General features: G+C 50.4%; 12 protein-coding genes. 2 read left to right on the plus strand and 10 right to left on the minus strand.

What is annotated here, in order from left to right:
• Window positions 1-165 precede the first annotated feature (165 nt).
• The 8 genes from ACR0ID_RS19800 to ACR0ID_RS19835 all read right to left on the minus strand — a co-directional run bounded on the left by ACR0ID_RS19800 (window position 166) and on the right by ACR0ID_RS19835 (window position 10,485).
• Entirely contained in the window at window positions 166-3,330 is a 3,165-nt protein-coding gene (locus ACR0ID_RS19800; protein WP_480608203.1) for an adenylate/guanylate cyclase domain-containing protein, read from the minus strand.
• A gap of 7 nt (window positions 3,331-3,337) precedes the next feature.
• Window positions 3,338-3,601: a DUF4242 domain-containing protein gene (locus ACR0ID_RS19805; protein WP_480441994.1), complete on the minus strand. Its 264-nt coding sequence runs from the start codon at window positions 3,599-3,601 to the stop codon at window positions 3,338-3,340.
• 613 nt (window positions 3,602-4,214) lie between these two features.
• Window positions 4,215-4,727, minus strand: a complete 513-nt coding sequence (locus ACR0ID_RS19810) for a hypothetical protein (RefSeq protein ID WP_480608206.1) — start codon at window positions 4,725-4,727, stop codon at window positions 4,215-4,217.
• Complete coding sequence (locus ACR0ID_RS19815) at window positions 4,724-5,599, minus strand: SMODS domain-containing nucleotidyltransferase (protein ID WP_480608210.1); 876 nt, start codon at window positions 5,597-5,599, stop codon at window positions 4,724-4,726. Before ACR0ID_RS19815 ends, ACR0ID_RS19810 begins: the two co-directional genes overlap by 4 nt.
• Window positions 5,600-5,833: 234 nt before the next feature.
• Window positions 5,834-7,192 (minus strand): hypothetical protein, encoded by a 1,359-nt coding sequence (locus tag ACR0ID_RS19820; RefSeq protein WP_480608212.1) that lies wholly within the window; start codon window positions 7,190-7,192, stop codon window positions 5,834-5,836.
• Between the two features lie 290 nt (window positions 7,193-7,482).
• Entirely contained in the window at window positions 7,483-8,022 is a 540-nt protein-coding gene (locus tag ACR0ID_RS19825) for a GNAT family N-acetyltransferase (protein ID WP_480608215.1), read from the minus strand.
• A gap of 462 nt (window positions 8,023-8,484) precedes the next feature.
• The gene (locus tag ACR0ID_RS19830) at window positions 8,485-8,733 is read right to left on the minus strand and encodes a hypothetical protein (RefSeq protein ID WP_170668966.1); all 249 of its coding nucleotides are present in this window, start codon (window positions 8,731-8,733) and stop codon (window positions 8,485-8,487) included.
• A 198-nt stretch (window positions 8,734-8,931) separates the two neighbouring features.
• On the minus strand, window positions 8,932-10,485 hold the full coding sequence (locus ACR0ID_RS19835; protein WP_480521423.1) for a phospholipase D-like domain-containing protein: 1,554 nt from the start codon (window positions 10,483-10,485) through the stop codon (window positions 8,932-8,934).
• Between the two features lie 114 nt (window positions 10,486-10,599).
• Between ACR0ID_RS19835 and ACR0ID_RS19840 the strand changes: the two genes are divergently transcribed.
• The gene (locus tag ACR0ID_RS19840; RefSeq protein WP_480521421.1) at window positions 10,600-11,211 is read left to right on the plus strand and encodes a TetR/AcrR family transcriptional regulator; all 612 of its coding nucleotides are present in this window, start codon (window positions 10,600-10,602) and stop codon (window positions 11,209-11,211) included.
• 265 nt (window positions 11,212-11,476) lie between these two features.
• Here ACR0ID_RS19840 and ACR0ID_RS19845 read toward each other — a convergent pair whose 3' ends face one another.
• Window positions 11,477-11,671, minus strand: a complete 195-nt coding sequence (locus tag ACR0ID_RS19845) for a DUF1059 domain-containing protein (RefSeq protein WP_170389176.1) — start codon at window positions 11,669-11,671, stop codon at window positions 11,477-11,479.
• Window positions 11,672-11,702: 31 nt separating this feature from the next.
• On the minus strand, window positions 11,703-12,113 hold the full coding sequence (locus tag ACR0ID_RS19850) for a GFA family protein (protein WP_480521418.1): 411 nt from the start codon (window positions 12,111-12,113) through the stop codon (window positions 11,703-11,705).
• Between the two features lie 183 nt (window positions 12,114-12,296).
• Between ACR0ID_RS19850 and ACR0ID_RS19855 the strand changes: the two genes are divergently transcribed.
• A complete protein-coding gene (locus ACR0ID_RS19855; RefSeq protein ID WP_480608220.1) occupies window positions 12,297-12,647 on the plus strand; it encodes a LysR family transcriptional regulator in 351 nt (116 codons plus the stop codon).
• The last annotated feature ends 85 nt before the right edge of the window (window positions 12,648-12,732 follow it).

Below are 12,732 nucleotides of genomic sequence, written 5' to 3' on the forward strand. Positions count from 1 at the left end.
CTTAACAACCAATCGAAATTGAGCGTAGGATACGTGTTGGTGAGGTCAGAAGCAGCCATCAGAAAGAGCTCGTTGGGCGTCTGCTTTGCGGACAAACCTGACATTGGCACCAAAGGGGTATTGGACAAGGCAATAAAGGACCGTTTCGGCAACTAACCTCAGAATTCAACTGGATCGCATGTCGCTGCGGATTTCCTTAAGAAGTGGAAGCATTTCGCAGGACTTCGCCAGCTCCACGGCTTCTTGGAAAGACTGCTTTGCCGCTCGTTGTTGACCATGTTGAGACAGTGTTCGCCCAAGAGCCCCGAGAGCATACGCCAACATTCCTTTGTCTCCATTCTGTCTGGCGCGCGATACTGCGACCCGGGCCTGATCTTCGGCCTTTCGAAGGTTCCCAAGAGCCGCCCAACAGGACGCCAGATGAACCGCTTGTGTCCCGCGGCCCCCGCTGCCTTTACCACTTGCCTCTCTTGCAACGGCCTCCTGCAGGAGAGGCAGCGCAGCTTTGGCCTTATCGAGCCTGATAAGAGCCAACCCAAGTGGAGATGCTACCGAATGAAACCATGCTGCATTTTCGTCATCTTTTGTCAGCGGCAAAACGGATTGAAGGGTATTGGCTGCTAGCTCGCTGTTTCCGTAGCGCAACCAGAATACTCCAGTCGCCACGCCTGCAAGAATCCGAAAAAACGGTGGGCGATCCTGTGACAGATCATTCTGACAGTCGAGTACCTCGATTTTGACCTCTTCGAAACGCCCCAGTTCGGCTGCGCACCACACCAACCATAAACGAGCAAGTGCGTATGTGATGGGCGACAACTCATGCTGTGACCCTCGATACTTAACGCAGGCGTCCATAACCGCACGGCTAGATCCAAAGGCTTCGGCATATTGGCCGGTGGCTGCGAGCATCTGGGCCTGCAGGAATCTGAGTTCAGCAACTTCTCGAAACTCGTCCACCTTTTCGTTTTCGACGATCAAAGCCCTTACTTGAGTTAAGGCATCGCCAATGTCACCTTGCGCGACCATGTTGCCAATTATATGACGCCGCACCAGGCGCGATCGTTCGTCATCATGGATCCGATCACAAATGGCCATGGCTTCATTTAGTCTCTTTCCGATCTCGTCAAACTGGGACGTTGCGAAGAGGGCATCACGCAGCATCAGTCGGACATCGATTGCAAGTTGATCGATTTCTAGCGTCCGCACTTTTACATGGCCTTCTGACTGTAGCGCGAGACAAAGCAGCTCGGTGCTTTCGGTATAAGCCAGGCGAGATTCAGCTCGCTTGCCAGCGGAAAAATACGAACATGCGGCTTGTTCATACAAACCGGCACGGAATGCTTGTCTGCCAGTTTTGGCATCTTGTCTGCGTCCACGTGCGGTGTCCCGTAGGTACTCATAGATTGTCGTATGAAGCTTACGCCGTTCATCGCGAAGCAAGGATCTGTAGGCGGCTTCACCCACAATGGGGTTTACGAACGCATATAGCGTGCTGGGCAGAAAGCCGGTTTCGCGCACCAAACCGGCATCAATAACTTGTTGGAGCAAATTGAACGTGTCTGCTTCATTGTGCCTGGTTAACGCGACCAGCGTTTCGAGAGTGACAGGGTTTTCGAAAGCTGCGCCTACTTGAAGAAGTTGTTTCGCTTCAATAGGCAGGCGGTCAATCCGCTCTTCAAAAAGATCGACAACGCTTTCAGGAATACTCAACTGAGTTGTTTGATTGTCCAGTTCGTCCGGTCCACTTTCAGACAAATGCCGGGCGAATTCGGTAAGAAATCTAGGGTTGCCGTCAGCTCTGGTGATAATCTTTTCAATCAAGTCCTTGGAAAGGGGTCTGTCTGCGAATTGCTCAGTTAACAATTGCAAAGCAGCGCGGTGCTCCAGCGGTCTAACTTGCAAAACCTGCCGGGCCGTTGACCGGAAATCAGACAGATCTTCGCGACTGAATAGCAAAACCAAAAGTGGCTTCGTGTCTACAATTCCAGAGGCCGCCTTAAGGAACGTTCGACTCGAGGCGTCAGACCACTGGAAATTGTCGATCAGGATTATTAGTGGCCCCTGATCTGCAAGCGTTTCGAACATCAATTGTAGCGCGCTTAGCGCTGCGAAGCGCCGGCTTTCGGTTTCTTTCTGATCGACCTCTTCACTTTCTGACATGAGGAGCCAGATCACATCGTCCGCGTGCTCGCCAATTTTTTGATCCAAGAGCGCAAGTTTTTGCGATAATTCCTGAGCAGGATCATGCGAGACATCTTGAGCGATGTTTAGCAACGACATTACAAGGCGTCTCAGGAGCGCATTGGGGTCAGAATGGTCTTGTGCTCGGTTTGATGCGACAGCAATGCGCGCGTTTGTCGGTTGCAGCTGGCGAATGAACTCCAACAGCAGGCGCGTTTTGCCAACTCCCGCTCCTCCGAGCACGGAAATTACATCCCCGATGCCATCGTCCAGCTGTTCGTAGGCGCCCATGAGAAAGTTCATTTCACGATTGCGGCCTATAAACGGAAACTGCGCGAGCGCATCTTCTGGAAGCAAATCCTGTGGATTGCTGCCCACAGAAACCAATTGAAATGCGTTCAAGTCAGAAACGGGACGCACTTCGATGGAATGCCCGGCCAGAAAACGCGTTGATTCAGTGATCAAAACAGTTCCTGGGGTAGCTTTTGCCTCCAAATGCGCGGCAACATTAACCACATCACCGATCGCGTCGATTTTATATGCTCCATCGCCTTCTGTGACGTTTACAACGGCAGTTCCGGAACTAAGGCCAATGCGCAGTTGAAGCGATCCACCAGCAGGCGTTTTCAATTGGTCAGCTGCTGCCAACATGTCCAAAGCCGCATGGCATGCTCTGTAAGCGTGGTCTTCTTGCGCCAGTGGAGCTCCGAAGACGCAGAAAATGCCATCGCCCATAGTCTTAGCGACGACTCCACCGGCCGCTTCTATGCAGGGGCTCAGGCCCTCAATCGACCGCTTTAGAAAACCCTTAGCATCTTCCGGGTCCAGCCCTTCAACTAGTCTTGTGGAACCCACGATATCGGCAAACACAACCGTAATGTGCTTCCGGGCCTCAATATCAGCGGGTCGCGAGTTGGAACCCTTGCCGCGGTCGCGCGCCGATGAGTGATTTGGCATTACGCCCTCGCCATCATTTTGCGGTGCTGGAGATCCACAAGCGTGGCAAAAACTAGCGTTGGGCTGCAGCTCCGTTCCGCAAGAGGAGCATTGCACTATTTGCGATACCCCGCAGCTCGGGCAAAAGCGGGCTCCTGCAGGTAGGCTGCTTCCGCACGCTACACAGCCTCCCTTAAGTTCCTTTTGGGTCACGTTCAACCTATGGCGTTAAGTCAAGCGCCTCTACAACCCGTACATAGGGAATTTGTGCTGCTTTGTTTACTTCTTCCACGTCATCCGCATTTTCGGCTTCAAACAGGCACATCGAGCGGTCTTCTCCCGGAACAAAGGTCGTCCGGATATAGCGCACAGATCGGCCATCCTGGTTGAAGCCATCAGAGAATTCGATGGCCCGTTGTTGCGCGGCAGCCAGCTCGTCCATCGTGATGCCAGACAAATCGCGTTCGACCATAAAAACAGACATCTTTAGTCTCCTCCCAAATAGCTCATCTGAAAAGAAATGCTAGCAAGAATAAAGGTGCCGATAAAGCTTCGAGTCCGCGGGCCACAGTAGCATTTGTTTGCATGATCATAAGCTCTCGGATTATGTGGATTGGTTTGGATTAGCTCTACTGCAATAGTCTAGAAAACCCACACCTCTTGGGACCGCTTTGGGCTCTTCTGAGACATCTGAGCGGTTCGGTCAGATGTCCGCAAAGCCGGGTTCAGCAGCCATTTGAGGAGGCCGGACCGCGTGATGAAGTCCGCTTTTGTGCCCGAACGACTGCTCCCGCAGGCAGCTGCCGTTCGGCACTTATGCCTCCGACGTCTCAGATGCGGACAAATCCGCCGCTCCCATTGCCGAGAACGATGGAGGCAATCAGCCCAAAGCGGACACACATCCATAGTTGAGCCTAGCAAAAATGGACATCCAAGTGCCAGACAGCGCCGACAGGAAGGCCACCAAGCGGACCTTCGCTGCTAGTGCGGCACTGGGTCTGACTAAGAGCCGCATTGCGCAGGCAGCGGACTTTTCAAAATCCGTTGTTTGTACGGGCCTTCATTTTGTCAACGCTGCATCGAAATGCGCTTGCGCACTACTTTTCTTTATCCACAATAAAGTCGTAATGACCTGCCATGATCTTTTGACGGCCCTCTTCAAAGTACTTCTCAGGTAGGGGCGGCGAGGTTTTTCGTGCGGCGTCCATCCGGTCCATCAATTGTTCGAATGCGGGATTCAATTCCTCAAACTCCATATCTGAACCGATGTTGCCTAGCTGGCGGAACCGATCTCGAAGATTAGTAAATTCACCCGCGGCCATCCCTATCTCTCGAACACGCATGTCCATTCCAAGCGCTTCGAAGATAGCGGGAAAAAAACCAGCCAGTAGCGCAAGCGCAGCCGCAACGTAGTTAATCCACGAATCTGGATCACCCGAAACTATCTGAGAAGATGCCAAACCTCCTAAGACAATAGGCGCAACGATGAAACTGTTTTTCCATTTGTGCGCCGCCTTTTGCCAAATATACAAACCCGCAGCAGTATATTTACAGGACTCCTCCTGCCTGCCGCATTCTTTGACAATTTCTTCTACTCTGCGCTGCGTCATACGTACTTCGGAATATCCGTCCCAAAAATTTTCTGCCACTCTTCCCCAGCAGTAATAGGATAGTCAGATTCGTTGTTGCAGGCCTTTTCTGCCCTCTGCCTAGCTGATGTTGCCTTAGAGGCCCAAGCATTGCCAAGGTACATTTGTTCGTAAGTTCCAGGAGCATAAACATTGCCGTATGCCTTTCCCTCAAGATACTTGAGAAAGTCCCGAACCATCCAATCGTAGTAAACCTTGCCCTTATCTTTGTGTTCCCAATTTCCAAGGAACTCGACTGCGATCAATTCAATCCAAAACGACTTGATTGGCACATTGCAGTATGCCTGCCAACGCTTCATCATTCGGATTAGGTTCCGTGTATTGCCATTTGTGTTGTCGTTGCTCTCACGGATTAGCTTCAATTCTGCATCATAATCAGCTGTGGCATAGCGCCCTCCATTATCGGTCATGCACACCCAGTACTGCCCATTTTCCAACAAGAACGCAGGAATCAGTTCAACATCATAGGCGGCGAAAGGAACTTTCACGACTGGTCCGTCACCTTTTACCGCGGTAGTCGAGAACTCAGCAGCCAGTACCCCTTTTACTTCTTGCAAAAGTTGAGATTGCCTATTCCCAATGCGTTGTTGGAAGCGCGCGTGAACCGCAGGCGGCAGTATAAACAACACGTCCACGTCACGAGGCGGTCGAAGGCGGGTGAACTTGCCCCATGACCCGACGTATTTTGAGTTCGCTGTCTTACTGGTCGAATTCCAGTAGTGGGTGTTCAGAGTTTTAACTACTTTGTCACGCCGTTCTGCCCCTGCATCTTTCTGAAGCTGAGTAAGGGCAATGTTACTAAGAAATGTGTCAAATCGACTGCTGACTGACAATTAGGTTCTCCTTAAATTATGCAAGTCAAAAACACCTTATACAGTGGTTTGACGACTAGAGTGGCACTGTATCTGGTGGGGAACGAGAAGTGAACAACGTCAGCTCAATATATTACTCAATCGACTGCATTTGGTTCGTGGCGCGGGAATGCCATATCCGCTAAGGGCTGGAGGCGGAATGAAGCTTGCGGGATAACGTGGTCGATTTCAGAGGAATTATTGCGGTAACCTGGATCAGCCTTCAAAGTCCTCAGCATCCTCGGCAATAGCGTCTATCGAAACATCTTCGGCCGTTGGTTTGTCTTGTTTGATCCTAGGAGCAGCCTTCTTCCAGACGGACAGATTTGCGCCTACTTCGCCGTAAAACAGAGGAACGACTTCTTCCAAGTCAGATATGAAGTTGGCCTGTTGTGTGAACCGCCCGCCGAGGCGTTTGGATAGGAACACATGAAAGCCGTGCGTAACGAGGTGGTCTTTGCCTTCTTGGCAAATGTCAATGTCTTCCCGTAGATCTGAGACCAAGTGCTGTGTCGGTTCGCTGGCACCAGGCCAAAGCAAGCGTATATACAGCCCCTCCATGTTATCGACCTTGATCTGGCGCAGGAGCCAATTCAGCCTGGCTTTGGTTGACTTCTTATCTTCTGGCGCGCGGATGGTCATACCGACATCGACACACCGCCGCTTCAGGTCTGCGGTGACTTCGATGGGAGCGGCCGTGTCTGGGACATCCAATGTGCATTGCAGTTGGTTTTGTTCGCGAAGCATCAGCAGCTCATCCTTTTTCCGCTGAGCCGGATCATTAATGTGCTTGCGCGACAATTTCTCACTAACGGATGTTTCAACAAGGCGGCTAAGGATGAGCGACAGATCACGTGTTTCTTGATGCCAAGCGTCAATCACTACCTGCGCTTCGGGCGACCGTGCTGGAATGACACCGCCAGACGACACCAGTTTGTTTAGATCGCCCCATTCCTTGGGCATCCTATGGAATCCCTGAACGCCAGCGCTCTCATGATTGAGGAAGCGCCTAAGCTCATTCAACAACAATAGTTGGTCCTTGTCCTCGACTTGCTCATTGCTGATCAGCAACTCGGCAGTCGTGACCACATGCATCCATGACCAGTGATACACAGGAATCTTGGATCTGCTCTTCCTGACTTCCTCGACAGGGTGAGCGGTTGGGGTGGTTGCGAATTGATTGGATATCGTGATGACGCAATCGACCCCGTTCTCTTTCGCGAGTGCGCGGTATCTTTCGACCTGCTCAGCATCGAGGGTGTTGTTCCCAACTTTGGTTTCAACAAGAGCCTTCCACTCGCGGGAGCCAACCTTCAGGACAATCAATCCGTCGGGCCGATCCTTGATTGTCTTTGATTGGTTCTTGAATACAACCTCAGTGAACGCATGTACCTGAGCCCGTTTCCCGCGCTTCTGGCCTACTGATTGAAGCAAAGCGGCTCCCAACTCTTCAATCTGAACCATACAGGCCAGCACAATAGACGTTGTGCGACCTTCCTTTGAGGTGGTTGAGAGAACGGGGAACAAACGGGCGGCTTCGCCTTGAGCCAGGTAATCTGGCAGCTTTTCAGTCATCTATTAGCCTACAACTTGAAATTGAATGTCATGTCTCAAATAGACAGTCGGCGCAGCTTTCCGTCAAGTTTTCAATGAAGTATCGTCCACAAAACGTTGAGGGAAACCGCTCCTCGCGTCGTTGAGTGACTACAGTTGTGAAGGAGTAGTGACCTGTCGAATGCGTACGCAGCGCCCTGTTGGATCGGCAATGACGGCTCAGGGCTCATACCTCAAATCGATGCCCACCGCAGAGAATGGCAGCAGTGAGCCCGAAATGCCGGGTGCTGCGTCATGCACGCATGGCTGCTTTACCGAGGTAGAAGGGGGCGCTCCATAAAGTAAACATAGTTGCGCCATTCATCCGGGAAGCCTTCTGGGTGCGGCATATCCACAAATCCAGCAGCTTCGTACATTGATCTTGCATGCATGAGAAAAGTTGCGGACGAGAAGATAACCTTTTGGTAGCCATCCTCAATCATCTGTTCGAACATATGGTCTAGCAAACGGCGTCCAATACCGTGCCCCCGGCCATCATCTTTTACGAACATACGGTTGAATTCCGAGATCCCGGCTCCTGCCTCGTTATACATAACGCACCCAACAGGCTGACCTTTGAGGGCAGCGATGAAGATACCGCCGCGTGGCCGAGAATGTAGCTTCGGTAATTCCTCCAATATCGTTTCGAATTTCTGAGGATCCATCGGATTGCCCTTCGTCGGCCAGTCGGCAGGGTAGGCTTTCCAATGCCAGTCCAGCCACTGTCGACAGAGTGCCCGTGCGTCTTCAACATCCCTTTCATTGGAGGCCATCCGAATGGAAATCTCGGTCAATTGTTCTTCCTTCTCCATCGCGTGGACGACAGTGTTGGCGCGTGGCTGAACTAAGTCAAGCGGATGCGGTCACCAAAACGGACGTTGGCTTTGCTGCATTTAATGGCAACTTCGTCCGCGATCTGTGAGTTCATGAACCATGCGGTGAATGTCCGCACCTGGCGGTTCGCAACGCGCTGCACATGCAAGGGCGCAAAGGGTGAGCAAGGGCAGCTGTGGGCTCGTCTGCCCAAGATCCTTTAAGGCGTGAAGGTCCGCTTTCAGGAATCGGCCTTGAGTTTGCAAAGTCCGGATTCTGCGCATTGCTGTCATTGGGGCATAGAGCAGCATCGGTCAAAGTGGGCTCCGAGCAGCCGTTCGCCGCTCTTTGCATGAGTGACCGCTTCGCGGACTTTGCTGCCAATTTGAACATGTATCGCTTGTTCAGCATACGGTCTAAAGCTGACTCAGCGTTAACTGAACCATAACGGCGTGAACAGCTCAAAGCCCCAATGCCGGCCACGACACAATTGCGAGTGGGACCCAGATTGGAGAGGTCAGTACTGCTGCTGAAGTTATAGCTAGATTTTTACCTATGTGCTTTTCTCGGAGCTCATCGGCCGGTTTCGTGCTTTGGCCTGATGCAATCAGCTGTTCGCGCATGAATGCGGTTTCAGCTTTTTGCGCCTTTGTCTCGCATGCGGTTACAACAATACAGATAAGAGTTATTTGAATAGTCTTGCTCAGCATTTCTCATCTCCCTTTGCTGGTAATTGCTAAAGTAAAAGATCGGATAGGAAGCATCTCTCGAACCGCAAACATTTAATATTAAAGTAAAAATCCACACTGGAAGGTTTCACGTCATCCATTCCTATAATGGAATAGTGTTTTATGTTTACTTGTTGGTCCGCCGCTGATTGACGATCGATGCAGATAATCAAGTTGAATTCAGAGCAGGCCTTCGATTTTTAATGCGGCGACGAAATCCGAGATGAAATTTCGACCGATTGATGCTCCTGGCTCATCGTCAAACGCAACTGTTCCTAAACCTGTTTCTTCATACCAAACCAAGTTGCCATTGGAGTTCAGGGCTAGCCGGTAGCAACCATTTAAAATTAGGTTTTTTGTGTCGCTTAAAACTAAACGCGCGAAGCTAGCGCTATGAACCGTAACGCTGGATTCCAAGTTTCCGGTAATGGAAATTGGATCAAAGTTCATGGTCGTTACAACAGTGGTTTTACCGTCAATGACTGTGTACTTTCCGTGAAGAGTAAGTATCGGGCCAGCCTTGCCAAAGTTTGTGCTATTGAATGGTTTTAACTCGAAGACTTTTACCCCGGCCTTTAACAACCTCGCACGATACTGGGAGTATCCACCATGCACGGACACATGGTTGGTCGAAGCTAAGGAATTGGTCACGACTTCGACCCGAATGCCCTTGTCGCTCAACCGCTCCAGAAGACTGGCGCCCTTGTCCGTTGGAATGAAGTAGGGTGTGACAATCAATACTTTTTCTGTCGCTCGAGCGATCTCGTCGTAGTGCGATTGCGAAACGAGGTATCGACGCTCAAATTTATGCCTACGTATTTTTCCCGGAACGTCCGATACAAAAGAAACCTTGGCGCTAATTCCATCGTTCTTCAGCGGTCGTCTTTCAGATGGTTTTTGCAGGTCCCGATATGTTCCTTGCCACGCTTCTTCTGCCCTTCGGCGTGCGGTAACGCGAAGATCATCGAGGCCGACCATTGGAGGCAGCAACTGAAGGCTAGAGATGTCTTCGCTCCATTTATCGGTCCAGTAGAGCTCGAATGCTTCAGAAATGGCCTTCACTTTCTCGCCGCGAACCCCAATTTCGAAATCAAGGAACTTGGAAGTGCCGTTATCTGCGAAGTACTCATCAGCGATATTTCTACCTCCAATAATTGCGTAGAGGTTATCAGAGATTTGAAATCGGCTATGCATTCGCCGTCGGCTTTTTTCGTAGTCAACTATAAAGGAAAATAGCGTCGGGCTAAGGCGCGAGTATGGATTGAAAACGCGGACTTCAATGTTGGGGTGATTGTCTAGCGCAAAGAACTGATTTGCGGTTCGTCGATTGAACAAGTCATCGAAGAGCAATCGGACATTTACTCCTCGATCAGCCGCATTCAGGACTTTGCTTACAAATAGATGACCGGCATCGTCTTCTCGCAGAATGAACAGGCTAACATCAAGTGTCTTTTGAGCCTGATCAATGGCGTTCAAACGGTTACCCAACGCTTCCAATCCGTCTCGGAGCGGTTTGACTAATGCATCGGATGTTTTTGTTTTCACCTCAACGTTTAAAGATTTTTTGACGGGGGTGTAGGGAGATATTTGGGGCATTGAGCGTGAAACCATTGGTGATGTTTCAACGAACAAGGTGCACGCGCTCAATGTTAGGAAGAGCGCCCCTGCGCAGAGCGACGTTCCGTCAATTTGTCTAAGCAAGAAAACTTTGAAAACGCGAAGTGCCCCAAACATCTTTGAACTCACTTAACATTTATTGATCACTGATTATTTATCATATGTTGAAAATAATCAATGATCAATATATAATATATAGAGGATATTAATTATACAGTTTCAGAGGTTTAAGTGGCAAGGAGATCAGACCATACCCGTGCAGAGCTTAGGGAAATGATTTTAAAATCGGCAACGAAACTAGTTGCGAGCGAAGGTCTCGAAAAGCTGACAATTAGGCGTATCGCTAGGGAAATTGGGTACACATCAGGGACGCTTTATCTGATTTTTGAAAATCGCGATGATCTAATTCTGGAATTGCACGTCAACACATTGCGGAGCCTTCACACGTATTTGTCGGGCGTGATCTTGGATGGCTCGCCCGAGAAGGCATTGACGGAGTTAGCGAAGTCCTATTTGGAATTTACTCAGAAAAACTCCAACCTTTGGAGCGCAGTGTTTGAACACAAGTTGCCACCGGGAAAGGTAACTCCCGAAAAATACGATCGTGCCATTTTCGATCTTATTGATATTGGTGTCGCGGCAATTCGCCCATTGTACCCAGAGAGCCATGTTGATGAAGCCATTCATGACGCTCGTGTTCTTTGGGCTTGCCTCTATGGAATCGCCGCCCTTGACGCCTCAGACAAGTTATCCCGATATGAAACCTCGGAGTCGTATATCGAGTCTTTAATGAAGAATTACGTAACCGGGATTAGAAAGAGTATGCAAGAAAACGAGATATGACCAATGTATGAGGTCGTCTCTTCGAGAATAACAGCCAGGCTTTCCCTTCCATTAGTAAACTTTGATCAATGCAGGTCGAAAAACAGTTTACGTCAACTTCAATCGTCCACTTGGGCTCAGAGCTGCCTATCCTCACAGCTTGTATGATTAGCTGGTTGGCAGCCCATGCCGGTCCTTCTCAACAAAGTCGCCATTCGTCACCAAGCATTCCAAATCGAAGTTCAAGGCCGATTTCTCGTTGGGCGTCGAAGCCCCCCTGATCTTATCAAGCTGGCTTAATCAATGTTCCCAGATATTCTCGAGTATCGGCGTCCCACGAACTAGGATCTTCTCCATGGGCGACTACCGCGTGCAGTTCCATGAGTTTCCATACTTCGTCCTTAGTCGCTGCAACCACTTTGCCTGGGCAGGCCTCCATGCCCTCGCAGTCCTTGCAGGCATATGAATAAACAGTGTTCATCGCTTTCTCCTCCGTTCGCTCGGAAAGTTGGTTAGAACTCAGGAAACGTCGGCAGCCCGTCGTCGAGTTTTATCCATGGCTGCTGATGTGAGACGAAGACGTGGGCCTTGGGTTGCGCAATCGATGGGTCGTCCAACGTCACAGCAGAAAACCAAGCGTCAGCGCTCCAGTCTTGGCCCTCACCTTCATTTAAGGCGGCATAGGTCAACGTCGTTCCACAGTCCCGACAAAACCCGCGGCGAATACCCGAAGTTTTCTCAATGTGATGGATTTCGCCTTTGATAACGGCGAAGTCTTCGGCGGCTACCTTAGCCCAAGTTACAAAGGCGCCACCAAGGGCCATTTGGCATGAACGACAATGGCAATGTCCCGACCAGACAGGTGGTGTCGCGATCTGGTATCGAACAGCACCACAGTAACATCCACCTTGAAATTTATCCATCGTATCAAGATCTCCTGGCATGCGGCTAGGCTGACATCCGCGATGAAGCCCATACCCAACTTTTTTGGAGCATATAAACAAATTTCGATATGAATATTGTCAGGAAAACCGATATCATTCGACTCAAATAGTCTAACCGAACATTAGAAAAACTACAGTATGGATTGGTTGCACCTTCCCCCGATGAACGCTTTGCGCGCCTTCTCAGCGGTTGCGGAAGCTGGGAGTTACACCGTGGCGGCTGAACGCTTGAACGTGACCCAAGCGGCTGTCAGCCAGCAGGTTAAATCGTTGGAAAGGCATTTGGGTGTAGCTCTCGTTACCAGACGTGGGCGCGGCATTGAGTTGACAGAGCCAGGTATCATTCTTGCACGTGAACTGGGTATCGGCTTTGAAATCATTGGAAGGGGTGTCGAACGACTGGCAGAACACACAGCGCAGCGTCCCGTTCAAGTGACAATGGCACCAGCATTCGCGGTGGAGTGGCTGTTGCCGAGAATGGCGGAGTTTCAACGTGAACATCCAGAGTGTTGATTTCCGCTGAGAAGTGACCCGGTAAGCCAGATAATTTTCACTGAGAATTGACCCATGTGAGCACATTGCCCCGACGTTTTCGTTT

This window comes from Ruegeria sp. AL2, assembly GCF_056540845.1.

Coding starts and splice junctions, on each gene's coding strand:
- ACR0ID_RS19805 (WP_480441994.1), bottom strand. CDS start 3,601: ATGTCTGTTTTTATGGTCGAACGCGATTTGTCTGGCATCACGATGGAC.
- ACR0ID_RS19810 (WP_480608206.1), bottom strand. CDS start 4,727: ATGACGCAGCGCAGAGTAGAAGAAATTGTCAAAGAATGCGGCAGGCAG.
- ACR0ID_RS19820 (WP_480608212.1), bottom strand. CDS start 7,192: ATGACTGAAAAGCTGCCAGATTACCTGGCTCAAGGCGAAGCCGCCCGT.
- ACR0ID_RS19825 (WP_480608215.1), bottom strand. CDS start 8,022: ATGGAGAAGGAAGAACAATTGACCGAGATTTCCATTCGGATGGCCTCC.
- ACR0ID_RS19830 (WP_170668966.1), bottom strand. CDS start 8,733: ATGCTGAGCAAGACTATTCAAATAACTCTTATCTGTATTGTTGTAACC.
- ACR0ID_RS19835 (WP_480521423.1), bottom strand. CDS start 10,485: ATGTTTGGGGCACTTCGCGTTTTCAAAGTTTTCTTGCTTAGACAAATT.
- ACR0ID_RS19845 (WP_170389176.1), bottom strand. CDS start 11,671: ATGAACACTGTTTATTCATATGCCTGCAAGGACTGCGAGGGCATGGAG.
- ACR0ID_RS19850 (WP_480521418.1), bottom strand. CDS start 12,113: ATGGATAAATTTCAAGGTGGATGTTACTGTGGTGCTGTTCGATACCAG.
- ACR0ID_RS19855 (WP_480608220.1), top strand. CDS start 12,297: ATGAACGCTTTGCGCGCCTTCTCAGCGGTTGCGGAAGCTGGGAGTTAC.